Origin of the sequence: Bradyrhizobium guangzhouense, from assembly GCF_004114955.1 — a bacterium.
In the GTDB taxonomy this organism is placed as follows: domain Bacteria; phylum Pseudomonadota; class Alphaproteobacteria; order Rhizobiales; family Xanthobacteraceae; genus Bradyrhizobium; species Bradyrhizobium guangzhouense.
Genome location: NZ_CP030053.1, coordinates 2,769,514 through 2,796,116 on the forward strand (window position 1 = coordinate 2,769,514; position 26,603 = coordinate 2,796,116).

Consider the following 26,603-nt stretch of genomic DNA (forward strand, 5'->3'; position numbering starts at 1 on the left):
GTGACCGAAGAGGCGATGCCAGAGCAGCCACGATCCATCAGTCCGCCGGTCACCGCCGGTGAGCTTCTTCGCCATCCCGCCTTCCTGTTCTTCCTGCTGTCCCGCAGCCTGTCGCGCTTTTCCAGCCAGATCGCGGCGGTGGCGATCGGCTGGCAGATTTATGATCTCACCGGCTCGGCCTTCGACCTCGGCATGGTCGGGCTGGTGCAATTCGCGCCCACCGCGCTCCTGGTGTTCGTCGCCGGCCATGCCGCCGACCGTTTCGAGCGCAAGCGCGTGGTCCAGCTCTGCCAGCTCGTGGAAGCCGCCACCGCGCTCTATCTCGCCGTCATCACCTATCTCGGCGCGGTCAGCGAGGTGCAGATCTTCCTCGCGACCTTCGTGCTCGGCATTGCCGGCGCCTTCGAGAGCCCGACCACCGCGGCGCTGTTGCCGCTGATCGCGCCGCAGGGCTCGCTTCAGCGCGCCACGGCGGTCGCGAGCGGCGCTGGCCAGGTTGCCACCATCACAGGTCCCGCGCTCGGCGGCTTTGCCTACGCAATCGCGCCGCATCTGGCCTATGCCGTGATGCTGCTGTTCTGGATTGTCGGGATGATCCTCACCGGGTTCATTCAGCCGCGCCCGCAGGCGGTCGCCAGGGAGGGAACGGACGCGGACAACATTTTTGCCGGCGTCCGCTTCATCCGCAGCAATCCGGCGATCCTCGGCACCATCTCGCTCGACCTGTTCGCGGTGCTGTTCGGCGGCGTCACCGCGCTGCTGCCGATCTATGCCCGCGACATTCTCCAGACCGGCCCGGTCGGGCTCGGCGTGCTCAGGGCTGCGCCCGCGGCCGGCGCGCTCTTGATGACCATGGTGCTGGCGCGCCACGCCATCTCCAGGCATGTCGGCCTGCGCATGTTCCAGGCGGTGATCGTGTTCGGCGTCGCCACGATCGTGTTCGCGCTGTCGTCCTGGATGTGGCTATCGGTGCTGTCGCTCGCCGTGTTGGGGGCCGCCGACACGATCAGCGTCGTGATCCGCTTCTCGCTGGTGCAGCTTGCCACCCCCGACGAGATGCGCGGCCGCGTCGGCGCGGTGAACTTCCTCTTCATCAACGCCTCCAACCAGCTCGGCCAGTTCGAGAGCGGCCTGACGGCGGCGCTGTTCGGCGCCATGCCCGCCGCCGTGCTCGGCGGCGTCTGCACGGTCGCGGTGGCACTGCTCTGGATGAAGCTGTTTCCCAGCCTGCGGAAGGTGGAGAGCTTGGAGTAGCCGGAGGTCTCGTGTCCCGGACGCGCTGCGGCACGCAGTGCCGCTGCGCAGAGCCGGGACCCAGAATGCCACAGCGCGCGATGCGGCGAGATGGGCCCCGGCTCTGCAGCGCACCGCTGAAGAAGCGCTGCGCAGCGTCCGGGGCACGAGAGCTGCGCTTGCAATGACGATTGTTGAGGTAGCTCGCGGACTTGCGTTGCGTCACCCTCACAGCCGGCGGCTCCCGCCGTCTACTGTGCATGGGGTTGTTTTCGCGGTTCTAGCTCAGCCCCGGCCGACGAACGGCATCTTCGTCGCCATCACCGTCATGGTCAGCACGTTGGCATCGAGCGGCAGGCCGGCCATGTAGGCGACGGCATCGCCGACCGCCTTGGCGTCCATGCGCGGCTCGTGCTTGGTGGTGCCGTCGGGCTGCAGCACGCCGGGGCCGTTGACCATGCGGTCGGTCATGGGGGTTGCCGCATTGCCGATGTCGACCTGGCCGACCGCGATGTCATACATGCGGCCGTCGAGGTTGCTGGCCTTGGTCAGGCCGGTGATGGCGTGCTTGGTCGAGGTATAGGCCGCCGAGAACGGCCGCGGCGCATGCGCCGAGATCGAGCCGTTGTTGATGATGCGGCCGCCGCGCGGGCTCTGGTCCTTCATGATGCGGAAGGCGTGCTGGGTGCACAGGAACGGGCCGGTGAGGTTGGTGTTCACCACCGCCTGCCACTGCTCGAGGCTGAGGTCCTCGAAATTGACGGCGGGCGCACCCATGCCGGCATTGTTGAACAGCACGTCGAGCCGACCATAGGTCGCCTTCACCTTGTCGAACAGCGCGGCGATGGAATCAGGCTTGGTCATGTCGGCGGTGACGCACAGGCTCTTGCCCGCGGGGCCGAGCTTGGCGGTCTCCTCGAGCATCTCCATGCGGCGGCCTGCGAGCACCACGGTGAAGCCGGTGTTCATCAGCGCCAGTGCGGCGGCGCGTCCGACTCCGGTGCCGGCGCCCGTCACGAGGGCGATCTTTTTTGCTTCACTCATCGTTTCCTGCCTTTTCTTCGAGTTGTCAGGTTTTGGGTTCTTTTTCGTTCTTGTAGGGCGGCCGCGGAATGTTCTGGTGCGCCGCGCGCAAGGCCGCCGACCAGCGCGAGCGCAGGTCGTGGAAGTAGGGCTCGCCCGCCTCGATGCGGTGGTTGAGGTCCGCATCGCAGGCGTCCGCGCGCACCACCAGCACGTCGATCGGCAGGCCGACGCCGAGATTGGAGCGCATCGTCGAATCCATCGAGATCAGACCGGTCTTCAGCGCCTCATAGAGCTCGACGTCGTAATGCATGGCGCGGTCGAGCACCGGCTTGCCGTATTTGTGCTCGCCGATCTGCAGGTAGGGCGTGTCGGTGGTGCACTCGATGAAATTGCCGGCGGTGTAGACCATGAACAGGCGCATCCGCGCGCCCTTGATCTGGCCGCCGAACAGGAACGAGACGTCGAAGGAGACGTCCTCGGATTTCAGCGCCGGCCCTTCGGTCGCATGCACCGCGCGGATCGCCCGGCCGATGCGCTGGGCGGCCTGGAACATGGTCGGCGCATTCATCAGCGTCTCGATCTCGCCCGTGTTCGGATCCTCCAGCCCCTCGGTCAGCGTGGACAGCACCGATTGGCTGATGGCGAGGTTGCCGGCGCTGGCGATCGCCATGATGCGGTCGCCGGGCTTGGAGAAGATATGCAGCTTGCGGAAGGTCGACACATTGTCGAGGCCGGCATTGGTGCGGGTGTCGGCGATCATCACCAGACCGTCCCGAACCAGGATTCCGCAACAATAGGTCATTTCCAGTCCCCGAACGCGTTTGCGCGAAATTACTAGCCAATTTCGCTGCCCGCTCCAACCCCCGATTCCCCGGGGAGGTTGGGGATCAGCTCTGCCGCTGCGACTGTGATTGCGACTGTCCGCCGCGGCCGGCCTGCTCGACCTTGACCGTAACAGTCAGCGTCTCCGAGCCGCCGCCGTAACGGGTGCCGCGCACGGGGGCCGCACCGAGATAGTCGAGCCCGATCGCGACACGGACATGGGCATCGGTGGTGCAGATGCTGTTGGCGGGATCGAAGCCGACCCAGCCGAGATCGGGGACATAAGCTTCCGCCCAGGCATGCCCGGCGTCCTGATGCACGGTGCCGTCGGAGCGCAGGAAGTGGCCGGAGACGAAGCGCGCCGGCACGCCGCCGGTGCGGGCGCAGGCGATGAAGATATGCGCGTAATCCTGGCAGACGCCGCGCTTGAGCGTGAAGGCCTCCGCCGCCGAGGTGCCGCTATTGGTCGGATCCTCGTCAAAGGTCATGTGGTCGCTGATCTCGCTCATCAGCGTGTGCAGGAAGCCGAGCGTGTCGCTCTCGGCCTCGCTGCGCAGCTGGCGCGCGACCGCGGCCATCGCCGGATTGACGGTGGTCAGGTCAGTGGTGCGCAAAAACATGTCGGCGGGAAACCGCTCGTCGGCGCCGCGCAGCACGCCGCCGGTGTCGTGCGTCTCGATCAGGCCCTCGGCGGTGATCTTGATGTCGCTCACGGGGCCGCAGGACAGCACGTGGGTGACGTTGCCGAACGCGTCCTCGTGCATGTCGAGCTTGGTGTCGGTGGAGACGTCGATCTGCCATTCCGCCACATATTGCCCGTCATGGCTGCACGGCGTCATGCGCAGGATCTGGATCACGCTCGTCGCCGCTGGCTCGTAGCGATAGGTCGTGGTGTGCTGGATTCGCAGGCGCATGGTGTTTTACTGCTCCGTGATTCCGGGTCCGCCCTTCGGCGCCCCGGAACAACCGAAGGTCAGATCAAATACTGCTTCGTGATGATTTCGCCCAGCCTGGAATTGTCGGCGATGAATTCCTGAATGAATTCATGCACGCCATGCTGGAAAATGTCGTTCATGTTGCTGTGTTCGAGCCGGTTGCGGATGCCGCGGGCGTGGCGCTGCGCCGGGCCCTGGCGGCCATAGGCGACGCCGATCTGGTCGAGATTGCGCACCAGATTGTCGTAGCAGCTCGCCAGCGAGCGCGGCAGCGTGCCGTTGAGGATGAGCAGATCCGCGACCAGCCACGGCTTCAGCGTCTCGCGATAGACCCAGTGATAGGCCGTCAGCGCCGACACCGAGCGCAGGATCGAGCTCCACTGATAGAAGTCGAGCGGACCACCGACATGCTCCTCCTCGGGCAGCAGCACGTGATACTTCACGTCGAGAATGCGCGCGGTGTTGTCGGCGCGCTCCAGATGCAGGCCGAGGCGGGAGAACCAATAGGCGTCGTTGCGCAGCATGGTCCGGTAGGCGGAGCCGTCGAAACGCAGCGAGGTCTCCTGCACGAAGCGCAGGAACTTTGCGAGGTCCTCACGCGTCGAGGTGCCCTTGCTCCAGACCTCCTGCAACTCGATCCAGGCCGAGTTGATGGTGTCCCACATCTCGCTGGTCAGCGCCGTGCGCACCGAGCGCGAGTTCAGCCGCGCCGCCTCGATGCAGTTCCGGATCGAGGAGGGGTTGTCGGCCGAGAACGAGAGGTAGTCGACGACGTTGTGCTCGTTGGCTTCCTCGTGGGTCTGATAGAAGCTTTCCGCGACGCCGGCGGTGAGCAGCGCCGAATCCCATTCGTTGGTCTTGCCGATATAGGCGGCGGGAAGCGCGGTGACGCGCAGGGTCGCATCGATGGTGCGTGCGAGATATTCGGCCCGTTCGACATAGCGGGCGAGCCAGTAGAGGTTTTCGGCGGTACGCGACAGCATCTCTCTACTCGTCCAGAATCCAGGTGTCTTTGGTGCCGCCGCCCTGGCTTGAATTCACCACGAGCGAGCCTTCCTTCAGCGCCACACGTGTCAGGCCGCCCGGCACGATCGTCGTGCTCTTGCTGCCGGTCAGCACGAAGGGGCGAAGATCGACATGGCGCGGCGCGAGGCCGGAGGCCGTGCAGGTCGGGCAGGTCGAGAGCGCCAGCGTCGGCTGGGCGATGAAGCCTTCCGGCTCACGCTTGAGCTTCTCGCGGAAAGCTTCGATGGTCGCCTTGGTCGCGGCGGGGCCGATCAGCATGCCGTAGCCGCCGGAGCCGTGCACTTCCTTGACGACGAGTTCGCTCAGATTGTCCAGCACGTAAGCCAGATCCTTCGGCTCCCGACAGCGCCAGGTCGGCACGTTCTTCAGGATCGGCTCCTCGCCGAGATAGAATTTCACGATGTCGGGCATGTAGGAGTAGATCGCCTTGTCGTCGGCGATGCCGGTGCCGACTGCGTTGGCGAGCGTGATGTTGCCGGCCGCATAGGCCGACATCAGCCCGGGCACCCCGAGCACGGAGTCGGGGCGGAAGGTGAGGGGGTCGATGAAATCGTCGTCGACGCGGCGGTAGATCACGTCGACCCGTTTCAGCCCTTCGGTCGTCCGCATGAACACTTCGTTGTTCTTGACGATGAGATCGCGACCTTCGACCAGCTCGACGCCGAGCTTGTCGGCTAGGAAGGAGTGCTCGTAATAGGCCGAGTTGTAGACGCCTGGCGTGAGCAGGGCGACGGTCGGCTCGCCCGATGCGCTATGTGGCGCGACCGAGCGGAGCGCAGAGAGCAACTCGTCCGGATAACGCTCGACCGGCGCCACGCGGTGGCGGGCGAACAGATCCGGAAACAGCCGCATCATGATCTCGCGGTTTTCCAGCATGTAGGACACGCCGGAGGGCGTGCGGGCATTGTCCTCCAGCACGATGAAGTCCTCGGCGTCGACCCGGACGATGTCGATGCCGGCGATGTGCACGTAGACGTCGTGCGGCACCTGCTGGCCGTTCATCTCGGGCCTGAACACGGGATTCTGGAAGATCAGGTCGTCGGGCACGATTTCGGCGCGAAGGATGTCGCGGCCGTGATAGATGTCGCGCAGGAACATGTTCAGCGCCTTGACGCGCTGCTTCAGTCCCTTTTCCAGCAGCGTCCATTCCTTGCCGGACATGATCCTGGGGATCACGTCGAACGGGATCAGGCGCTCGGTGGATTCGGAATCGCCATAGACCGCGAAGGTAATGCCGATGCGGCGAAACAGGAGTTCGGCCTCCTGGCGGCGATATTCGAGCGCCTCGGGGGGCGTCTCCTTGAGCCAGCGTGCCAGCTCCTGATAGGCGGGGCGAAGGTCCCCGCCGGGAATATTCATTTCATCAAACGCGACTGCCATAGATCCCGACTTGTCTCCGCAAGGCGTTGCGCCATGTGGCAGGTCGTCTGGCCTTGGAGAGGCCGCAACGTCCTGGCCATGCGGCAAGAGTGCATGACTTTCATGTGGTAGCAAGGGGCGGGCCAGCGCGATAAGCATGGAGTTGCGGCATTTGCCGGGGACAGCCGGCGACCTGCCTGAAAAAATGGCTGAGGACTGCTTATTTCGGCAGCAAAAGCGCGTGACTTCAACGCGTTACCCCGGCAAATTCGGCGGGGACAGGTGAGGGACTTAAGGTATGAGCGAGATCGTCACGGCGGGCATTCTGGTCATCGGGGATGAAATCCTGTCCGGCCGGACCAAGGACAAGAACATCGGCTTCATCGCCGAATACCTGACCAATATCGGTATCGACCTGAAGGAAGTCCGGGTCGTCTCTGACGACGAGGACGACATCATTGCAGCTCTGAATGCACTGCGGCATCGCTACACTTATGTCTTCACCACCGGCGGCATCGGGCCGACCCACGACGACATCACCGCCGACAGCGTCGCCAAGGCTTTCGGTGTGGGCATCGATCATCACCCCGAGGTGGTCGCCCGCTTCAGGGAGCGCTGGAGCGAGCAGGATCTCAACGAGGCCCGGCTGCGCATGGCTCGCATCCCCGATGGCGCCGAGCTGATCCAGAGCGCGACCATCCTCGCGCCCGGCTTCAAGATCGGCAACGTCATCGTCATGGCCGGCGTGCCCTCGATCATGCAGGCGATGATGGACATCGTCTCGCCCAAGCTGAAGTCAGGCGTGCGCATGCTCTCCGAGTCGGTCCGCGCCAATGCGCGCGAGGGCGACATCGGCAGCCCCTTGAGGGCGATCGCCGCCGCCCACCCCGACACCATCATCGGCAGCTATCCGTTCATGGACGAGGAGCAGAAGCCCAACACCAATCTGGTGGTGCGTTCACGCGATGCGGATAAGCTCGCCGCAGCAATGGCCGCGGTGAAGGAAATGCTGGCGGGATTGAACATCACCCGGTAGCAAATGCCGATGGACGAATGCTAGGAGACGACGATGGCTGGTGAAGCACCGGAACTGAGCGCGCAGGAGCGGGCGGGACGGCCCTTTCCGGTGTCGTGGGACCAGTTCCACCGGGATTGCCGGGCACTGACCTGGCGGCTCAACGAGGTCGGCCCGTTCCATGCGGTGATCGCCATCACCCGCGGCGGCCTGGTGCCCGCGGCGATCGTAGCGCGCGAGCTGGGCGTGCGCGTGATCGACACGGTCTGCATCGCCAGCTACGACCACGACAAGCAGGGCGATCTCCAGGTTCTCAAGGGTATTTCAGAACAGGCGATGAAGCTCGGCGAGGGCACCGGCAAGGGCCTCTTGATCGTCGACGACCTCGTCGACACCGGCAAGACCGGCAAGCTGGTCCGCGAGATGCTGCCGGACGCGCATTTCGCCACCGTCTACGCCAAGCCGAAGGGGCGTCCGCTGGTCGATACCTTCATCACCGAGGTCTCGCAGGACACCTGGATCTTCTTCCCCTGGGACACCGCGCTGTCCTATCACCCGCCACTCCGCGATGGCGCTGCGTAGCCGAGGTGTCATTCCGGGGCGGTCCGCAGGACCGAACCCGGAATCTCGAGATTCCGTGTCCGATGCTTCGCGTCGTCCCGGAATGACGGCTGTGAATAGGCGCGCCCCATGCCCCTGCAAAACCGCGTCACCCCGACTGGCGAGATCATAGCCACCCCACATCGTGGGATGTTCACCGGCAATCGCGGCATCATCCATGATCCCGCGACCAAGACGCTTCTGAAGAAGCGCTGGTCGTCGCCGGCCTGGCTCACCTGCACCTGCGAATTCCGCGGTCGCCGCCGCGAGGTGATGGCACAGCGAAGCTGGACCGAGCTGTTCTTCCTGGATGAGGCCACGGCGCTCGCCGCCGGTCATCGCCCCTGCTTCTACTGTCGCCGCGACGATGCCAATCGCTTCCGCGCCGCATGGGAGAAGGGCAACCGCGTGCACGACGTCCGCATGCACGACATCGACACGGTGCTGCACCACGAACGGCTCGACCACGGCAAGAAACGGCTGCATGCGCTGCTGGTGCCGCTCGACCAGTTGCCCGAGGGGGCGATGATTCAGCAGGGCGAGACGAGCTTCCTGGTGAGGCAGGGTCGCGCGCTGATGTGGTCGCCGGCGGGATACTCAGCGGCGGAACGGCTCCCAGGCGAGGCAACGCTGCTCACGCCGCCCTCGACACTCCGTACGCTGAACGCCGGCTATCGGCCGGTGCTGCACACCTCCGCGCAGCCCTAAAGCGCGATGAGATTGGGTTGAATCGTCATCGCGCTTTAGTTCTTTGTTTGAGCATGATCTTTTCGGAAAACCGCTTCACACTTTTCCGGATCATGCTCTAGCGCCGAATCCCCACCATCATCCCAGCTTCTCGCGCGCCAGCGCGGCGCCTGCGCCGAGCGCCATCAGCTTGGCTTCGGCGATCTCGCGCCGCATCGGCGCCATGCCGCAATTGGTGGTGGCGATGATGTTGCTCTTGGGCACGAATTTCGAGACCGCGTCGATCACCTGAACGACGTCCTCCGCGGTCTCGACCGTGTCGCTGGCGACATCGATGACGCCGGCCTGCACGATCTTGTTCTTCAAGAGCGCGAGCAGGTCGAGCGGGACCTTGGAGTTACGGCACTCGATCGCGACCTGCTGGATCGGGCTGGCATCGATCGCCGGAAAGATCTGCTCATACTGCCGCCACTGGCTGCCTAACGTCTCCTTCCAGTCGGTATTGGCCTTGATGCCGTAGCCGTAGCAGATATGCACGGCGGTGGTGCACGTGAGGCCTTGCGCGGCGCGCTGCAGCGCCGTGATGCCCCAGTCGTTGACCTCGTCCATGTAGACGTTGAACGCGGGCTCGTCGAACTGGATGAGATCGACGCCGTCGGCCTGCAGCGCCTTGGCCTCCTCGTTGAGCAGCTCGGCGAAGGCGAAGGCCATCTTGACGCGGTCGCCATAGTAACGGTCCGCGATCGTGTCGATGATCGTCATCGGGCCGGGCAGGGTGAATTTCAGCTTCTTCTTGGTGTGCGTCCGCGCCACGCGCGCCTCGAAGGCATGGACGCGGTCCTTCAGCCGGAGCGGGGCGACCACCTGCGGCACCATGGCCTTGTAGCGCTCCTTGCGGATGCCCATCTCGACTTTGTGGGCGAAGTCGATGCCTTCGATCTTCTCGAGAAAACCATGCACGAAATGCTGCCGGGCCTGCTCGCCCTCGGTGACGATGTCGATGCCGGCGTCCTCCTGGACCTTCAACCAGATCAGTGTCGCGTCGCGCTTGGCACGTAGCAGCTCGTCGCCTCCGGACTTCCAGGGCGCCCACAGCATGTTGGGCTCGGCGAGCCATTCCGGCTTCGGCAAGGAGCCGGCGATCGTGGTTGGAAACAGCATGGCGGCCCTCCCGGCAGGTTGTGTTGCGCCCCTTCCTGCCATGTCTTAACGTCAAGGTACAGAACAACAAAAGTCGTCCACTATTCCAGCGGCGACCACAGGGACGGTGATGATCGACCTCCATTATGCGCCGACGCCGAACGGCTGGAAAATCTCGATCATGCTGGAGGAGCTCGGGCTTCCCTATCGCGTGAAGCCCGTCAACATCCGCGCCGGCGAGCAGTTCAACCCTGAATTCCTGGCTATCTCGCCCAACAACCGCATTCCCGCGATCGTCGATCACGCGCCGGCCGACGGCGGCCCGCCGTTCTCTGTGTTCGAGACCGGCGCGATCCTGATTTATCTCGCGGAGAAGACCGGCCGCTTCCTTCCCGATGATCTCCGCGGCCGCTCCACCACCATCCAGTGGGTGATGTGGCAGATGGCGGGGCTCGGACCGATGCTCGGTCAGCACGGCCATTTCGCGCTCTATGCCGCGGAGAAAATTCCCTACGCGATCGAGCGCTATCGCGACGAGGCGGCGCGGCTCTATGGCGTGCTTGACCGGCAGCTCGGCAAGACCGGCGCCTATGTCGCGGGCGAGTATTCCATTGCCGATATCGCCTGCTTCCCCTGGACCATGACCCACAAGGCGCAGGGCTTTACGCTCGACGATTATCCGAACGTGAAGCATTGGTACGCCGAGGTCCGCGCCCGGCCGCAGGTTCAGGCGGGGCTTGCGATTGGAAAATTCGTGAAGGAGCCGTTCGACGAGGAATCACGGCGGGTGATGTTCGGTCAGATGGCAAAGGAAGTGCTGGGGCAAAAATAAGTGCCGTCATTCCGGGGCGCCACGCAGTGGCGAGCCCGGAATCCATAACCACAAGCCGGGGTTATGGATTCCGGGCCTGCGCCGTTCCGGCGCATCCCGGAATGACGATGACGAGAGAGCGAACACAAGGAAACCACCATGATCGAATTCTTCTTCGACTGCTCCAGCCCCTGGACCTATCTCGCCTTCCATAACATCCAGCCCTTGGCGAAGGAGCTCGGCGCCGAGATCATCTGGCGACCGATCCTGGTCGGCGGCATCTTCAACACGGTCAACCCCAGCGTCTACGCGCAGCGCGAAAAGCCTGTGCCGCTGAAGGCGCGCTACATGAAGAAGGACCTTCAGGACTGGGCGCGCTCGGCGGGTCTCGCGATCAAGATGCCGCCGACGGTATTCCCGGTGAACAGCGTCAAGGCGATGCGCGGCTGCATCTGGCTGGGCAAAGACATGGTGCCGTTCGCGACATCGGTGTTCGAGGCCTATTGGGGCGGCGACAAGGACATCTCGCAGGATACGGTGCTGGCCGAGGTCTGCAAGAAGCTCGGCATCGACGAGCAAAAATTCTTCGCCGGCATTTCCGAGCAGGCGATCAAGGACCAGCTCAAGGCCAACACCGAAGAGGTCGTCGCACGCGGCGGGTTCGGCTCGCCGACCATCTTTGTCAACAAGACCGACATGTATTTCGGCAATGACCGGCTGCCGCTGATCCGCGAGGCGCTGCTGCGCGGCAAGGCGAGCGCGGCCTGATGGTGCGGGCTGTCGTCTGCCGCGCGCTCGGTGCACCCGAGACCTTGCGGCTGGAAGAGTTTCCGTCGCGCGCCCTGCAGCCGGGCGAGGCGCGCGTCGCGATCCGCGCCGCCGGGTTGAACTTTCCCGATGTGCTGATGGTGTCCGGCGACTATCAGCTCAAGCCCGAGCTGCCGTTCACGCCAGGCATGGAAGCTGCCGGTGACGTGACCGAGGTCGGCGCGGAGGCGAGGGGCGTCGCGGTCGGCGACAAGGTCATCGTGAAGATGCGCCACGGTGCTTTCACGGATGAAGCGGTTGTGATGCCGTCGCAGCTCACGCCGATGCCGTCAACGTTCGACTATGCGGAGGCTGCAACTTATCTCGCCGGCCACGGCACCGCCTATCACGCGCTGATCGATCGGGGCCGCGTCGCGCCGGGCGAGGTGCTGCTTGTGCACGGCGCTGGTGGCGGCGTCGGCCTTGCGGCTGTCGAGATCGGCAAGATGCTGGGCGCAACCGTGATCGCGACGGCGTCGAGCGACGAGAAGCTTGCAATCGCGAGATCGCGCGGCGCCGATCATCTTGTGCGCTACGACCGCGAGCCGTTTCGTGATGCGGTGAAGCGCATCACCGACGGGCGCGGCGCGGACGTGGTGTTCGATCCCGTCGGCGGTGAGGTGTTCGAGAATTCGATGCGCTGCATCGCCTGGGGCGCGCGGCTCCTGGTGATCGGGTTCACAGGCGGCATCGGCTCGGCCAAAACCAATCTGCTGCTGATCAAGGGGGCCAGCGTGCTCGGCGTGCGCGCGGGCGAAGCCGTGCGGAAAAATCCGGCGTTGGGAGAGGTGCGTCTGAAAGCGCTGCTGCAATGGGCCGAGGAGGGCAAGCTGCGCCCCAACATCTCGCATCGTCTGCCGCTGGCAGATTACGCCAAGGCGATGCGGTTGCTGCTCGACCGCAAGGCGATCGGGCGGGTGGCGTTGGTGATGAAGTAAGAACGTAGGGGGGTAGCCGAAGGCGTAACCCACCTCTTCTATTTCGACCGGTGACGGAAGTGGTGGGTTACGCCCAGCATCTGCGCTTTGCGCAGACGCTGGTCTAACCCACCCTACAGCTTCCTCACTTGTACTCCCGCTCGGTCCACCACGGGAAATAATCCGGCATATCGCTCGACACCTTGTTCTTGAACTGGGCCGGCCGCTTCTCCAGGAACGACACCACGCCTTCCTTCACGTCTTCCGAACGGCCGCGGGCGTAGATGCCGCGGCTGTCGACCTTGTGCGCTTCCATCGGGTCGTCGGCGCCCATCATGCGCCACATCATCTGGCGGATCAGCGCCACCGACACCGGCGCGGTCTTGGCCGCGAACTCTTTTGCCAGTGCGCGGGCTGTCGGCAGCAGATCATCCGGCGGCACGACCTTGCTGACGAGCCGTCCCGCGAGCGCTTCCTGCGCCGGGAAGACGCGGCCCGAATAGCACCATTCCAGCGCCTGCGAGATGCCGACGATGCGCGGCAGGAACCAGCTCGAGGCCGCCTCCGGCACGATGCCGCGCTGGGAGAACACGAAGCCGAACCGCGCGGCGTCCGAGGCGATGCGGATGTCCATCGCAAGCTGCATGGTGACGCCGATGCCGACCGCAGGCCCGTTCACCGCGGCGATGACGGGCTTGAGGCACTTGAAGATGCGCAAGGTCACCTGGCCGCCGCCATCGCGCACCTGCGGATCGCTGTAGTCGACCCTCCCGTCGGCGAACCGCTTGACCGGCCCGCGCCGCGCGTCGCGATCGAAAGTATTCGCGCCGGAGGAAAGATCGGCGCCTGCGCAAAAGCCTCGGCCGGCCCCCGTCACGATGATGGCGCGGACATCGTCGTCCTTGTCGGCGGCATCGAATGCGTCGATCAGTTCGGCCTGCATCTGCGCATTGAAGGCGTTGAGCTTGTCGGGCCGGTTCAGCGTGATGGTGAGGATCTGCTCGGCGATCTCGTATTTGATCGTCTCATACGCCATGGTGGTTTCCTTCCCGGTTTCTTTGTCGGTCTCTCTAGCATGTCATTCCGGGGCGCGCGACGCGCGAGCGCGGAATCCATCTCTCGGCACCGATTGTGCCGACGAATGGATTCCGGGCTTGCGCCAAGAGGGCGCAACCCGGAATGACGAGAGTGCGTTTAGTGCGCCGGTGGCTTCGGCCAAGGCCTTTGCGCGCCGCGCAGGCCCTCGAACGCCTTGGCCATGCCGAGCACGCCGATGTCGTCGAAGCGGCGGCCGACGATCTGCACGCCGATGGGAAAACCCGCATCATCGAAGCCGCCATTGATGGAGACGGCCGGGTTTTCCGACATATTCCACGGCACGGTATAGCAGATGTGCTCGAACGGCCGCATCGGATCGTTGGTCGGCGAGGCCCATTCGGCCGCGTAGTTCACGTTCGGCGCCGTCGGCGAGATCACATAGTCGAGCTCGCAGAACAGCTTTGAGGCTGCGCTGCGGATCGCCATGGTCTGGTTGAAGCCTCTGATGACGTCGACGCCCGAGAGCTTTGCACCGGAAGCACCCCATTTGAAGATGTAGGGCAGCACCTTTGCCTGTTCGGCCGCCGTCAACTTGGACAGATCGTCCCACATCCTTGCGCGCCAGAAATTGTCGAGACCGTCGAGCATCTCACGCGTGAGGATGCCGTCGACTTCGGTGACGACCGCGCCTGCCGACTCAAATGCCTTTGCCGCCTTCACCGCGACGTCGCGGACGGCCCTTTCCGCGGGCAGGCCGACGCCGGCATCGAGCATCAAGCCGATCCGCAGCTTGCGCGGGGACTTCTCCAACCCCTTCCAGTTCAGCGGCTCCGCCGGCAGGCTCATGCCGTCGCGCCGGTCGGGCTTGGCGATCACGCTCATCATCAGCGCGCAATCATCGACCGTGCGGGTCATGGGACCAGCGACGCGGCCGACATAGGCGGGATCGATCGGCACGCGGCCAAAGCTCGGCTTCAGGCCGACGAGGCCACACCAGCCCGCAGGCAGGCGTACCGAGCCGCCGATATCGGTGCCGAGATGCAAGGGACCATAGCCGGCCGCGGCTGCAGCACCCGCACCGGCGCTGGAGCCGCCAGGGTTCTTGGAGAGGTCCCAGGGATTGCGCGCGAGCGCATGGAACGAGGAGAGTCCCGAGGACAGCATGCCGTAATCGGGCATGGTGGTCTTGGCGAAGATGATCGCGCCCGCTTCACGCAGCCGCGCGGCGGGCGGGGCGTCCTTCTCGGCCGGCACGAGCTTGACGCTCGCGGCTCCCAGCGGCACCGGCACGCCCTTGGTCGCAATGTTGTCCTTCACCGTGACAGGCACGCCATCGAGCGGGCCGCAAGGCTCGCCCCCGGTCCAGCGCGCGGTCGAGGCTTGGGCGGCCTGCCGCGCGCCATCGGGATCGAACGCATAGAGCGCCTTCAGATGCGGCTCCCACGCAGCGACATGCGCGAGCAAATCGTCCAGCACCTCGCTCGGCGAGAATTGTTTTGCCCGATAGCCCGCGATCAGATCGACCGCGGAGAGATCGTGCAGCGAGGTGACCGCCTCTTCAGGGCTCTTCTTCGGCATTGCTAACCGACCGGCATGCGCGTTTCGATGATCCGGGCGAACATGCTGGCGCCGATCGGCAGGATCTTGTCGTCGAGCACGAAGCCCGGATTGTGCACCGGCACCGAGCCGTCATGGCCGACCCAGAAATAGGCGCCGGGAATGGTCTCCAGCATGTCGGCAAAATCCTCGCTGCCCATCTTCGGCTGGCTGCGGGTGATCACCTTGGCGGGATCGACCACGGTGCGTGCGACGTCCTCGACCACCTTGGACTGCTCGACCTGGTTGACCAGCACGTTGAAGGTGTCGCGGATGTCGACGTCGATGACGCACTGATAGGCGCTGGCGATGCCGGCGCAGATGGTGCGGATGCGTTCGCTGACCAGGGTGCGGACGTCCTTCGAGAAGGTGCGGATGGTGCCGCACAGATGCGCATCGCCGGGAATGACGTTGTAGGCGGAGCCGGCATGGATCTGGGTGATCGACACCACGGCAGCCTGCAGCGGCTCGACGTTGCGGCTGACGATGGTCTGGATCGCCTGCGCCAGCGTGGTCGCGATGATCACCGCATCCTTGGAGCGCTCGGGCATCGCGCCATGCGCGCCATAGCCGGTGATGCGGAGGTCGAAGAAGTCGGCACTGGCCATCGCAGGGCCCGGCAGGATCGCGATCTCGCCGTGGTTCAGATCGGGCGCGTTGTGCAGGCCGTAGAGCTCGTCGCAGGGAAACTTCTCGAACAGGCCGTCCTTGATCATGGCGCGCGCGCCGCCGAGGCCTTCCTCGGCCGGCTGGAAGATCAGGTGCACGGTGCCGTCGAAATTCCGGGTCTCGGCGAGATAGCGCGCGGTGCCGAGCAGCATGGTGGTGTGGCCGTCATGGCCGCAGCCGTGGAAACGGCCAGGGATTTTCGAGCTCCATTTCAGATTGGTGTTCTCTTCCATCGGCAGCGCATCCATGTCGGCACGCAGGCCGATGCGCTTGCTGCCCGAGCCCTTGCCCTTGATGACACCGATCACGCCGGTGCCGCCGAGACCGCGATGCACCTCGATGCCCCAGCTCGCCAGCTTGTCGGCGACGATGCCCGATGTGCGCACCTCCTCGAAGCCGATCTCGGGATGGGCGTGCAGGTCGCGCCTGATGGCGGTGAGTTCGTCGGCGTAGCCGTCGATGCGATCGATGGTGGGCATGTTGTCCTGTCCGGTTAGCGTGAAGGAGGATTGAAAACGGGGCCGTTCGGCTTGATGCGGATGCCCGGGCGCAGGCGTGTCCAGGGCAGGGAGGCGGTGTCGGCCGGCATCGCGCCGGGGGCGGCGCAGATCATCAGCGTCTCCGCGATCGGCTCGAAATCCGCGCGAAAATGCACCGAGCTCTTGTTGACGAGGATCTTCTCCTTGGTCGGCTCGATCCCGACATAGCGGTACATCGCCTGGTCGGCGAGCTGCGCCTTGTGCGAGGAGACGACAACGCGGACGTCGCCGATGCGCAAGGCTGCGGAGGGGCCCATCTCCATCTCGCGGCCGCCAAAGTAAGGGCCGGGCGCAATGAAGCGGCCGTCGGAGAGTCTTTCGACGACGAAGGTCCCGGTATAGGGCTCGTCGCCGGCAATCCCTGATTTGCCGCCGAGTGACAGCGTCACGGTGGCGCCGACGCCGGCCGCATGCGCGGCCTTGGCGCACTGGGGATCATAGATCACGCCGGTCGCCGCGCTCGCCTTGTTGCGCACCAGCGCGCGCAGCATGCCGGTGGTGTCGGAATCGCCGCCGGCACCGGGATTGTCCTGGGTGTCGGCGATGATAACAGGCTTGCTCGCGCGCTTCGCAAGTTCCATGGCGTGGCGCACGCCGTCGTCGGGCATCCAGATCTTGCCGTCGAAATCGTCCTCATGGCTTTCGATCAGTTTGACGATGGCGTCGGCGGCACGATCAGCGTCGGCTTGGGTCTTGCCATAGGCGAACACGCTCGGTCCGCAATCGCGGAAGTCCGCGGCGGGGAAGCCCGGCGCGAAGGACAGCGTCGGAACCGCATCGCTCTCCAGCGCGGCGAGCTTCTCGTAGATGCCTTTGGTGGGGAAATCGTTGGTGCATTGCCAGCTGATCGCGATCAGGAACGGTATCTGCCGGAACGACTTTGCCAAGCGCTGCTTCGTCTTCAGCAGCAGGGCGAGATGTTTGGCGGAAGCGCGGCCGGTGTCGGCCATGTCGACATGCGGATAGGTGCGGTAGGCGATCAGCGCATCCGCATGTTCCATCATCTCGGGCGTGACGTTGGCATGCAGGTCGAGGCTCGCGACCAGCGGAACGTCCTTGCCGATGACGCGGCGCACCCGCGCCAGAATCTCGCCTTCGCCGTCGTCGAGATGCTCGGTCACCATGGCGCCGTGCAGATCGAGATAGACGGCATCGATCGGGCCGGCGTCCTTGATGCCGTCGACCATGACCTTCACGATGCGCTCGAAGGCATCCTCCGTGACATGCGCCGATGGGCTCGCGCCGCAGGCAATCGTCGGAACCAGTTCCCAGCCATTGGCCTCGGCACTGTCGACGAAGCCGGCGAGGCCGACATTGATGCGCCGCATCACCTTCAGGACCTCAGGCCCTTGCGTCATCGCCGGCCAGCCGCCGCCATGCTGGAAGTCGGCATAGGTCGCCTTCGTCGGCGCGAAGGTGTTGGTCTCGTGCAGGAAGCCGCCGACGGCGATGCGTGTCATTCAGTTCATGTCCGGTCAACAAAGGTGCGGGACGTTAGCCTTGGCCTTGAGGTGAGAGCAAGGCGGGAAGCAATCGCGCGGCGCATAGGATCAAGCTGTTTTGGGAATACTGCCGACGCGGTGGGTATTGTGAGCGGAGGCGTCACCACATTCTCGGTGTCGTCCTGGCGAAAGCCAGGACCCATACCGCGAGGTCTATCTGTTGCGTGCGGTGCGAGTCCCGAACGACAAGTCTTCGCCAAATATCTTCCCGGGGTAATGGGTCCTGGCTTTCGCCAGGACGACATCAGGCGCTCGCCCCCACGCCCTCCGACACCGGCCGGAAATTCGCAAAATCCCAGTTGCGGCCCGGTGCGGCATCCAGCAGCGCCTTGGTGTAGGCCTGCTGTGGGTGCGTCAGCACCTCGGCGGCGGGGCCTTGCTCCACGACGCGGCCGTGCTGCATCACCACGACCTCGTCGCAGATTTGCGCGGCAACGCGCAGGTCATGGGTGATGAACAGGATGGCAATGCCGAGCCGCTTCTGGATCTCATCGAGCAGTTCCAGCACCTGCGCCTGCACGGAGACGTCGAGCGCGGAGACCGCTTCGTCCGCGACCAGCACATCAGGATCGAGCGCGAGCGCGCGCGCAATGGCGATGCGCTGGCGCTGGCCGCCGGAGAACTGGTGCGGATAGCGCGACACCGCGTCGGCGGGCAGGCCGACCAGCTCGAGCAGCTCGCGCGCCCGCTTCATCGCGTCGGCATGCGAGATGCCGTAATTGATCGGGCCTTCGGCGATGCTCTCGCCGACGGTGACGCGCGGATTGAGCGAGCGATACGGATCCTGGAACACGATCTGGATTTTCTGCCGGTGCGGCTGCAGCAGGCGGCGCGAGATATCGGAGATCTCGCGGCCGGCGAGGCGCACGCCGCCGGAGGTCGGGTCGATCAGGCGCACGATGCAGCGCGCCACCGTCGACTTGCCCGAGCCGCTTTCGCCGACGATGCCGAGCGTGCGGCCCTTGCGCAGCGTCAGCCTCACTTTGTCGGCTGCAACGACCTCGCGGCCTTTGCCGAAGAAGGCGCGCTCCTTGTAGACCTTGCTGAGCTCGTTGGCCTCGAGCACGATCGGTTCCTTGCTCTCCTCACGCGGCGGCCGCGGCACCAGGCTCGGCACGGAGGCCAGCAAATTGCGGGTATATTCCATCGTGGGATTGCGCAGCACGGTCTCGAGCGGGCCGGTCTCGACCAGCCGGCCCTGGCGCATCACCGCGACCCGGTCGGCGATCTCGGCGACCACGCCCATGTCGTGGGTGATGAACAGCACCGCGGTGCCGTGATCGCGTTGAAGCTCGCGGATCAGCAACAGGATCTGCTTCTGCGTGGTGACGTCGAGCGCGGTGGTCGGTTCATCCGCAATCAGCAGCTTCGGCTCGAGCACCAGCGCCATCGCGATCATGATGCGCTGGCGCTGGCCGCCGGAGAGGCGGTGGGGATAGGAGGCGAAGATGCGCTCGACCTGGGGCAGGTGGACCTGCTCCATCATGTCGAGGATGCGTTTTCTGCGCGCCTTGGCATCGAGATTGGTGTGGGCGCGCAGGACCTCGTCGATCTGGCGGCCGACCGGCACGACCGGGTTGAGCGCGGTCATCGGCTCCTGGAAAATCATCGCCATCTTGGTCGCGCGCAGCTGGCGCAGGCGGCGGTCGGTCGCCGTGAGGATCTCCTCGCCGACGAGTTTCACGCTGCCGCTTGATGGAACCAGCGTGCCCTTCGGCAGCAGGCCCATGGTGGTGAGCGAGGTCACCGATTTGCCCGAGCCGCTTTCGCCGACGAGGCACAGCGTCTCGCCTTCGTGGACCTTGATCGAGATGCCGTCGATGATCTTTGCTCCGTTCGGCTTCCTGCCGACGGAGACGACGAGGTTGTTGATGTCGAGGATAGGGTTGGTCATCAGATTACTCCGACGTCATTGCGAGGAGCTCTTGCGACGAAGCAATCCAGAAATCCTTCCGCGGATGCAGACTGGATTGCTTCGCTGCGCTCGCAATGACGGAACAAGGGGCCAGGCCGGCGGGACAAATCACTTGCCCTCCCGCTGCTTCATGCGGGGATCGAGGGCGTCGCGGGCGGCGTCGCCGATCAGGTTGATGCTGAGAATGGCGATCGAGAGTAACAGGCCCGGCCAGAAGATCAGCGTCGGCTTGAGCTGAAAATACTGGCGGCCCTCGGCCATGATGTTGCCCCAGGTCGGGGTCTCCGGCGAGATGCCGGCGCCGAGGAAGGAGAGGATCGCCTCGGTGAGGATCGCGGAGGCGCAGACATAGGTGCCCTGGACGATCAGCGGCGCGATCGTGTTCGGCATCAGGTGCCGCCACATGATCTTCGGCAGGCTGGAGCCGACCGAGATCGCGGCTTCGACATAGGGCTCCTCGCGCGCCGACAGCACGACCGAGCGCACCAGGCGCGCCACGCGCGGAATTTCCGGGATCGTGATCGCGACCATCACCGTCCAGATGCTGGCGCCGGACAGCGAGACCACGGCGATCGCAAGCAAGATGCTCGGCATCGCCATCAGGCCGTCCATGACGCGCATCAGGACGGAATCGACCAGCCTGAAGAAGCCGGAGACGAGACCGATCACGAGCCCGATCGCGATCGACAGGATCGCCGAGCCGAGGCCGATCAGAAGCGAGATGCGGCCGCCATAGATGACGCGCGACAACAGGTCACGGCCATAGGCATCGGTGCCGAGCAGGAATTGCGCGGAGGCGGGCTTGAGGCGCTGCGAGGGCGCAAGCTGGATCGGATCATGCGGCGCGACCAGCGGCGCCAGGATCGAGATCAGCACGATCAGCGCGAGCAGGACCGTGGCCGCCGCGATGATCGGCGTCGAGGTCAGGAACCCGAGACGCGGCCGCAACGGCGACGTGATCGGAATCGAGGACTGGGGAAGGCTATCGACCGTCATTGTTGTTCTAGTCCTTAGCCTTAGTACCGGATGCGGGGATCGAGCAGCGTGTAGGCGACGTCGATCAGCAGATTGACGACGACGTAGATCAGCGAGGTCAAGAGGATCATCGCCTGGATCACCGGATAGTCGCGCGCCAGCACCGCATCGACGGTGAGGCGGCCGATGCCGGGAATGTTGAACACGCTCTCGGTGACGACGACGCCCGAGATCAGCAGCGCAAATCCGGTGCCGATCACGGTGATCACCGGCACCGCGGCGTTGCGCAGTGCGTGCCGCAGCATCACCGCGACCTCGTTGATGCCCTTGGCGCGCGCCGTCCGCACGTAATCTTCGCCGAGTACGTCGAGCATCGCCGCGCGCGTCATGCGCGCGATCAGCGCGATGTAGATGAAGGAGAGTGCGCAGGTCGGCAGGATGATGCGCTCGAAGAACGGCCCGAAGCCCGCGCTGATGCTCTTGAAGCCCTGCACCGGCACCCAGCGCAGGTCGATCGCAAACACCTGGATCAGGACATAGCCGACCACGAACACCGGCACCGAGAAGCCCAGCACGGACAGCCCCATCACGCAGCGGTCGATCCAGGTGCCGTGCTTCCAGGCCGCGATGACGCCGAGCGGCACCGCGACGATGACGGCGAGGATGATGGTCGAGAGCGCAATCGAGATCGACGGCTCGACGCGCTGTCCGATCATCTTCATGACCGGCAGGTTGGAGATCAGCGACGTTCCGAGATCACCGTGCAGCAGCTTGTTCAGCCAGGTGATGAACTGAACGATCAAGGGCTCGTTGAGGCCGAGCGAAGTGCGGATACGCTCCAGCCGTTCCGGCGTCGCATTGTCGCCGGCGAGGATGGCGGCGGGGTCACCCGGGGTCAGCCGCAGCAGCAGGAACACGAAAAGCGCGACGACGCCCATCACGGGCACGGCGGCGAAAATTCGGCGAAGGAGATATCCGAGCAAGTGGGATCCGTCAGATGAGAGTTAAATCGTCGGCAGCGGTCATGGTCCGTCCTGCCACCAGCCTAACATTTCAGCAATTCCCGTGCCATCGGGACCACAGATTTCGCAGTGCGGCCAGTTGTTTTGATAGCGCGTCATTCCGGGGCGCGGCGAAGACGCGAACCCGGAATCTCGAGATTCCGGGTTCGATGCTGGCGCATCGCCCCGGAATGACGACCCTCATCACTCCAGCGTTGCCAGCAGTCCCGCCATCAACCGACCGCGCTCGACGAGGCTCTCGACATCGATATGCTCCTCCAGCGTATGGGCATTGGCGCCGCGCACGCCGAGGCCGTCGAGCGTCGGAATGCCCATCGCGCCGGTAAAGTTGCCGTCGGATCCGCCGCCGGAGCTCGCATGGGGTAATTCCGCGCCGAGAGATTTGGCGATGCCGCGCGCCTTTTCATACAGCGCCATGGTGCCGGCATCCGGCTCCCACACCGGCCGCGTCACGCCGCGCGTCACCTTGAAGGCGACGTCGTTGGTGGTGCCCGACAGCGCCAGCATGCGTTCGACGCCGCGGTCGAGATCGGCCTGTCGCTTGGCCATCGACAGCGCTTCGCCGGTGGCGGTTGTTGCAACGCAATTGACCCATTGTCCGCCATGCACGATGCCGACCGAGAAGGTGCAATCCTCCGTCGTCATTGCGTCGATCGCGAGAATCTGCCGCGCCATCTCGCGAATGGCGGAACGTCCGGACGACAATGTCGCGCCGGCGTGGCTAGGCCGCCCGGTCGCCTCGAGGTTGAAGCGGGCAATGGCATAACGTCCGGTGGTGACGCCGTTGTCGGCGCGGCCGGGCTCGGGCACCAGCACGTATTTGTTGCGCGCGGCCTCCGCCTCGATGAGGTCGCGCGTCGAGGGCGTGCCGACTTCCTCGTCCGGCGTGAACAGCACGGTGATCGGCAGCGGCGTGGTGAAGGACGCGCGCGCCAGTTGCCGGATTGCTTCCAGCGAGAGGTAGTTGCCGCCCTTCATGTCGAAGATGCCGGGGCCGTAGCAACGGTTGCCGTCGCGCCGCCATTTCAACTTCTCGATGGTGCCGACGGGATGGACAGTATCCATGTGTCCGGCGATCAGGATGCCCGGCTCGCCTTGCCTGGGATGGGGAAAACGCGCGCGGATGGCGCCGCCGAAGCCCTGGCGGCCGGCGATGCGCTCGATGGTCGCACCCATGATCGCCATATCCCGCGCTGCGATATCGAGCATGCGGTTGACCGCGCTCGCGTCCCAGGTCGGGCTCTCGCATTCGACCCAGGTGCGCAGACCTTCGAGCATGGCCTCGGAATCAAAGGGGAGATTGGCTGGATTCATCTTAATGTCTCTCAAGCTTCGAAAGATGGAATGCGCGTTGCATCGGCGCTGGCAGGACAAGCAGACAGGACATGCGGAGTGAGTTGTAGAGCCAATCCGATCTTTGTGGAGCCCGCGCGTTGCGATGCCGTGGGCTGCGCCGAAACCGGATTGACGCGCCCAAGACGGTCTGCAAGTCTCGAAAAGATAAAGGCATTGCATGAGGTTAGTTCGCCTAAGGAACGAACCGAATGCTCAACCAATAACCTGCCTTTGAACAGTTTCACGTCAGGAGAAACTTTTTATGTTGAACTTGATGCGCCGGGGGCGTCGCGCGATCGCCTCCAAACTTGCGCTGTCGGTCGTCGCGCTTGCAACGGCGATGGCCTCGCCGGTGTTTGCAGCGGGCAAGACCATCACCGCGGTGATGCATTCGGATCTGCGCATCATCGATCCGATCTTCACCACCGCCTACATCACGCGCGATCACGGCTACATGGTCTATGACACCCTGATCGCGACGGACTCGAATTTCAAGATCCAGCCGCAGATGGCGGACTGGAAGATCTCCGACGACAAGCTCACCTACACCTTCACGCTGCGCGACGGCCTGAAATGGCATGACGGCGCGCCGGTGACCGCGGAAGACTGCGTTGCCTCGCTGAAGCGCTGGGCCGCGGTCGACGGCATGGGCCAGCAGTTGATGCAGTTCACCGCGAGCATCGAGGCGACCGATCCCAAGACGATCACGCTGAAACTCAAGGAACCCTACGGGCTGGTGCTCGAGTCGATCGGCAAGCCGTCCTCGCGCGTCGCCTTCATGATGCCGAAGCGTCTGGCCGAGACGCCGCCGGACAAGCAGATTCCGGAGCAGATCGGTTCGGGTCCGTTCAAGTTCGTGCAGGGCGAATTCCAGCCCGGCGTGAAGGCGGTGTACGAGAGGAATCCCGATTACGTGCCGCGCAAGGAGCCGGCGAGCTGGACCGCAGGCGGCAAGGTGGTGAAGGTCGACCGCGTCGAGTGGATCACCATGCCGGACTCGCAGACCGCGGTGAACGCGCTGCAATCGGGCGACATCGACTTCATGGAAGTGCCGCCGTGGGATCTGTTGCCGGTGCTCGAAGGCAATCCCGACCTCAAGGTCGAGACGTTGAACAAGTTCGGCTACCAGACGCTCGGTCGCATGAACTTCCTGTATCCGCCGTTCGACAATCCGAAGATCCGCCGTGCGGCGCTTCTGGCAATGAACCAGAAGGACGTGCTCGACGCGCTCGTCGGCAATCCGAAATACTACAAGATCTGCGGCGCCTTCTTCATCTGCGACACGCCCTTCGCAACCGATGTCGGCGCGGAATCGCTGATCAAGGGCAACGGCATGGCGGAAGCCAAGAAGCTGCTCGCCGAGTCCGGCTATGACGGTACGCCCGTCGTGGTCATGGTGCCCGGTGACGTCGTGACGCTGAAGGCGCAGCCGACGGTGGCCGTGCAGCTGCTCCGCGAAGCCGGCTTCAAGGTCGATGCGCAGGCGACCGACTGGCAGACTGTGGTGAGCCGCAGAGCCAGCCAGAAGCCCCCGAAGGAGGGCGGCTGGAACATGTTCTTCACCAACTGGGTCAGCGCCGACGTGTCCAACCCGATCTCCAATCTCTCGATCGGCGGCCAGGGCAAGAAGGGCGGCTGGTTTGGCTGGGCGGAGGACGCCAAGATCGAGAAGCTCAAGGACGACTTCGTCCGCGCCGCCTCGCTCGACGATCAGAAGAAGATCGCGACCGAGATCCAGAAGGAAGCCTATGACCAGGTGATCTACATCCCGCTTGGTCAGTATCTGGCGCCGAGCGCCTGGCGGAAGTCGCTGTCCGGCGTGCTCGACGGCCCGGCGACGCCGATCTTCTGGAACATCGACAAGTCGGAGTAAGGCCAAGTCGAAACGAGCGAAGGGCGCATTCGGCGCCCTTCGTCTTTTCCATCGATCAGCGCCGTGTTTGCAGCGGCGCCGCTCTCGCCAGGAGGACTTCGATGTTCCAACTCATGCGGCGGGGGCGTCGCACGTTCGCCTCCAAAGTTGCGCTGTCGGTCGTCGCGCTTTCGACGGCGATCGCCTCGCCCGTGCTTGCGGCGGGCAAGACCATCACCGCCGTGATGCATTCGGATCTGCGCATCCTCGATCCGATTTTCACCAGCGCCTATATCGCGCGTGACCATGGCTACATGGTCTTCGACACGCTGATCGCGACGGATTCGAATTTCAAGATCCAGCCGCAGATGGCGGACTGGAAGATCTCGGACGACAAGCTCACCTACACCTTCACGCTGCGCGACGGCCTGAAATGGCATGATGGTACGCCGGTCACCGCCGAGGATTGCGTTGCCTCGCTGAAGCGCTGGGCTGCGGTCGACAGCATGGGGCAGCAGATGATGCTGTTTACCGCGAGCATCGAGGCGACCGACACGAAGACCATCACGCTGAAGCTGAAGGAGCCCTACGCGCTGGTGCTTGAGGCGATCGGCAAGCCGTCCTCGCGGGTCGCTTTCATGATGCCGAAGCGTCTCGCCGAGACGCCGGTGGACAAGCAGATCCCCGAGCAGATCGGCTCCGGTCCGTTCAAGTTCGTGCAGGATGAATTCCAGCCGGGCGTGAAGTCGGTCTATGTCAAGAACACCGACTACGTTCCGCGCAAGGAGCCGCCGAGCTGGACCGCCGGCGGCAAGGTGGTGAAGGTCGACCGCGTCGAATGGATCACCATGCCGGACGCGCAGACGGCATTGAACGCGCTGCAGTCGGGCGACATCGATTTCATGGAAGTGCCTGCCATCGAAATGTTGCCGACCATTGAGGCCGACAAGGACCTCAAGGTTGATATCCTGAACAAGTTCGGATTCCAGACCGGCGCGCGGATGAATTTCCTTCATCCGCCATTCGACAACGTCAAGGTTCGTCGCGCAGCATTCTTGGCGGTCAACCAGAAGGACGTGCTCGATGCGCTGATCGGCAATCCCAAATACTACAAGACGTGCGCTGCGGCCTTCATCTGCGACACGCCGTTCGCGACGGAGATTGGCGGTGAGGTCCTCGCGAAGGGCGGCGATATGGCTGCGGCCAGAAAGGCGCTCGCCGAGTCCGGCTACGACGGGACGCCGGTTGTGCTCATGGCGCCGGGCGACGTCGTGACGCTGAAGGCTCAACCGATCGTAATGGCCCAGCAACTGCGCGAAGCCGGCTTCAAGGTTGATTTGCAGGCCACCGATTGGCAGACGGTGGTAAGCCGGCGCGCCAGCCAGAAGCCTCCGAAGGAGGGGGGCTGGGACATGTTCGTCACAAACTTTGTCAGCGCCGACGCCTCGAACCCGATTTCCAACATCGCCGTCGGTGGGCAGGGCAAGAAGGGCGGCTGGTTCGGCTGGCCCGAGGACGCCAAGGTCGAGCAGCTCAAGGACGCGTTCGTTCGGGCTGGATCGCTTGATGAGCAGAAGAAGATCGCGGCCGAGATCCAGAAGGAAGCTTACGATCAGGTGCTATACATACCGCTCGGCCAGTATCAATCGCCGAGCGCGTGGCGGAAGTCGCTCTCCGGCGTGATCGAGGGCCCCGCGACCCCGGTGTTCTGGAACATCGACAAGTCGGAGTGACGAGGCAACGGAACGGGCTCCCGCACCTTCATACCATCAACACGCGGCG

At 64.4% G+C, this 26,603-nt stretch carries 23 protein-coding genes; 9 read left to right on the forward strand and 14 right to left on the reverse strand.

Features of this window, described 5'->3' with window-relative positions; translation table 11 throughout:
* Nucleotides 1–15 precede the first annotated feature (15 nt).
* Nucleotides 16–1,254, forward strand: coding sequence for an MFS transporter (locus XH91_RS13285; protein ID WP_128951019.1), 1,239 nt, complete (start codon nt 16–18; stop codon nt 1,252–1,254).
* Between the two features lie 264 nt (nt 1,255–1,518).
* Here XH91_RS13285 and XH91_RS13295 read toward each other — a convergent pair whose 3' ends face one another.
* The 5 genes from XH91_RS13295 to XH91_RS13315 all read right to left on the reverse strand — a co-directional run bounded on the left by XH91_RS13295 (nt 1,519) and on the right by XH91_RS13315 (nt 6,422).
* Nucleotides 1,519–2,277 (reverse strand): SDR family oxidoreductase, encoded by a 759-nt coding sequence (locus tag XH91_RS13295; protein WP_128951020.1) that lies wholly within the window; start codon nt 2,275–2,277, stop codon nt 1,519–1,521.
* A gap of 25 nt (nt 2,278–2,302) precedes the next feature.
* The gene (locus XH91_RS13300; protein ID WP_011088363.1) at nt 2,303–3,061 is read right to left on the reverse strand and encodes a proteasome-type protease; all 759 of its coding nucleotides are present in this window, start codon (nt 3,059–3,061) and stop codon (nt 2,303–2,305) included.
* 85 nt (nt 3,062–3,146) lie between these two features.
* Nucleotides 3,147–3,995 (reverse strand): transglutaminase family protein, encoded by an 849-nt coding sequence (locus XH91_RS13305; RefSeq protein ID WP_128951021.1) that lies wholly within the window; start codon nt 3,993–3,995, stop codon nt 3,147–3,149.
* A 59-nt stretch (nt 3,996–4,054) separates the two neighbouring features.
* Nucleotides 4,055–4,999 (reverse strand): alpha-E domain-containing protein, encoded by a 945-nt coding sequence (locus XH91_RS13310; RefSeq protein ID WP_128951022.1) that lies wholly within the window; start codon nt 4,997–4,999, stop codon nt 4,055–4,057.
* A 4-nt stretch (nt 5,000–5,003) separates the two neighbouring features.
* On the reverse strand, nt 5,004–6,422 hold the full coding sequence (locus tag XH91_RS13315) for a circularly permuted type 2 ATP-grasp protein (protein WP_128951023.1): 1,419 nt from the start codon (nt 6,420–6,422) through the stop codon (nt 5,004–5,006).
* Between the two features lie 277 nt (nt 6,423–6,699).
* On the opposite strand from XH91_RS13315, the gene XH91_RS13320 reads away from it, so the two are divergent.
* The 3 genes from XH91_RS13320 to XH91_RS13330 all read left to right on the forward strand — a co-directional run bounded on the left by XH91_RS13320 (nt 6,700) and on the right by XH91_RS13330 (nt 8,724).
* Complete coding sequence (locus tag XH91_RS13320) at nt 6,700–7,437, forward strand: competence/damage-inducible protein A (protein WP_128951024.1); 738 nt, start codon at nt 6,700–6,702, stop codon at nt 7,435–7,437.
* A 33-nt stretch (nt 7,438–7,470) separates the two neighbouring features.
* Entirely contained in the window at nt 7,471–7,998 is a 528-nt protein-coding gene (gene gpt, locus XH91_RS13325) for a xanthine phosphoribosyltransferase (RefSeq protein ID WP_128951025.1), read from the forward strand.
* Nucleotides 7,999–8,106: 108 nt separating this feature from the next.
* Nucleotides 8,107–8,724, forward strand: coding sequence for a hypothetical protein (locus XH91_RS13330; RefSeq protein WP_128951026.1), 618 nt, complete (start codon nt 8,107–8,109; stop codon nt 8,722–8,724).
* A gap of 117 nt (nt 8,725–8,841) precedes the next feature.
* Here XH91_RS13330 and XH91_RS13335 read toward each other — a convergent pair whose 3' ends face one another.
* Complete coding sequence (locus XH91_RS13335) at nt 8,842–9,864, reverse strand: methionine synthase (protein WP_128951027.1); 1,023 nt, start codon at nt 9,862–9,864, stop codon at nt 8,842–8,844.
* Nucleotides 9,865–9,973: 109 nt separating this feature from the next.
* On the opposite strand from XH91_RS13335, the gene XH91_RS13340 reads away from it, so the two are divergent.
* The 3 genes from XH91_RS13340 to XH91_RS13350 all read left to right on the forward strand — a co-directional run bounded on the left by XH91_RS13340 (nt 9,974) and on the right by XH91_RS13350 (nt 12,399).
* Entirely contained in the window at nt 9,974–10,675 is a 702-nt protein-coding gene (locus tag XH91_RS13340; protein ID WP_128951028.1) for a glutathione S-transferase N-terminal domain-containing protein, read from the forward strand.
* A 138-nt stretch (nt 10,676–10,813) separates the two neighbouring features.
* Nucleotides 10,814–11,422, forward strand: a complete 609-nt coding sequence (locus XH91_RS13345; protein WP_128951029.1) for a 2-hydroxychromene-2-carboxylate isomerase — start codon at nt 10,814–10,816, stop codon at nt 11,420–11,422.
* Nucleotides 11,422–12,399 (forward strand): NADPH:quinone oxidoreductase family protein, encoded by a 978-nt coding sequence (locus XH91_RS13350; RefSeq protein ID WP_128951030.1) that lies wholly within the window; start codon nt 11,422–11,424, stop codon nt 12,397–12,399. Before XH91_RS13345 ends, XH91_RS13350 begins: the two co-directional genes overlap by 1 nt.
* A gap of 124 nt (nt 12,400–12,523) precedes the next feature.
* Here the strand turns inward: XH91_RS13350 and XH91_RS13355 are convergent, their stop codons facing one another.
* From XH91_RS13355 to XH91_RS13395, 8 genes are all read right to left on the reverse strand, one after another.
* Entirely contained in the window at nt 12,524–13,414 is an 891-nt protein-coding gene (locus tag XH91_RS13355) for a crotonase/enoyl-CoA hydratase family protein (protein WP_128951031.1), read from the reverse strand.
* A 158-nt stretch (nt 13,415–13,572) separates the two neighbouring features.
* Nucleotides 13,573–14,994, reverse strand: coding sequence for an amidase (locus XH91_RS13360; RefSeq protein WP_128951032.1), 1,422 nt, complete (start codon nt 14,992–14,994; stop codon nt 13,573–13,575).
* A 2-nt stretch (nt 14,995–14,996) separates the two neighbouring features.
* Nucleotides 14,997–16,160 (reverse strand): M20 aminoacylase family protein, encoded by a 1,164-nt coding sequence (locus XH91_RS13365; protein ID WP_128951033.1) that lies wholly within the window; start codon nt 16,158–16,160, stop codon nt 14,997–14,999.
* A gap of 14 nt (nt 16,161–16,174) precedes the next feature.
* Complete coding sequence (locus XH91_RS13370) at nt 16,175–17,680, reverse strand: M81 family metallopeptidase (RefSeq protein ID WP_128951034.1); 1,506 nt, start codon at nt 17,678–17,680, stop codon at nt 16,175–16,177.
* Between the two features lie 286 nt (nt 17,681–17,966).
* Nucleotides 17,967–19,616 (reverse strand): ABC transporter ATP-binding protein, encoded by a 1,650-nt coding sequence (locus tag XH91_RS13380; protein ID WP_128951035.1) that lies wholly within the window; start codon nt 19,614–19,616, stop codon nt 17,967–17,969.
* A gap of 129 nt (nt 19,617–19,745) precedes the next feature.
* A complete protein-coding gene (locus XH91_RS13385) occupies nt 19,746–20,633 on the reverse strand; it encodes an ABC transporter permease (RefSeq protein WP_128951036.1) in 888 nt (295 codons plus the stop codon).
* A gap of 20 nt (nt 20,634–20,653) precedes the next feature.
* The gene (locus tag XH91_RS13390) at nt 20,654–21,595 is read right to left on the reverse strand and encodes an ABC transporter permease (RefSeq protein WP_164934193.1); all 942 of its coding nucleotides are present in this window, start codon (nt 21,593–21,595) and stop codon (nt 20,654–20,656) included.
* Between the two features lie 222 nt (nt 21,596–21,817).
* Nucleotides 21,818–22,948 carry a M20/M25/M40 family metallo-hydrolase gene (locus tag XH91_RS13395; RefSeq protein ID WP_128951037.1) on the reverse strand — a complete coding sequence of 377 codons (1,131 nt, stop codon included), beginning with the start codon at nt 22,946–22,948 and terminating at the stop codon, nt 21,818–21,820.
* 283 nt (nt 22,949–23,231) lie between these two features.
* On the opposite strand from XH91_RS13395, the gene XH91_RS13400 reads away from it, so the two are divergent.
* Both XH91_RS13400 and XH91_RS13405 read left to right on the forward strand, forming a co-directional pair.
* Nucleotides 23,232–24,842 (forward strand): ABC transporter substrate-binding protein, encoded by a 1,611-nt coding sequence (locus XH91_RS13400; RefSeq protein WP_128951038.1) that lies wholly within the window; start codon nt 23,232–23,234, stop codon nt 24,840–24,842.
* Between the two features lie 101 nt (nt 24,843–24,943).
* Complete coding sequence (locus XH91_RS13405) at nt 24,944–26,554, forward strand: ABC transporter substrate-binding protein (protein ID WP_128951039.1); 1,611 nt, start codon at nt 24,944–24,946, stop codon at nt 26,552–26,554.
* Nucleotides 26,555–26,603: the final 49 nt, after the last annotated feature.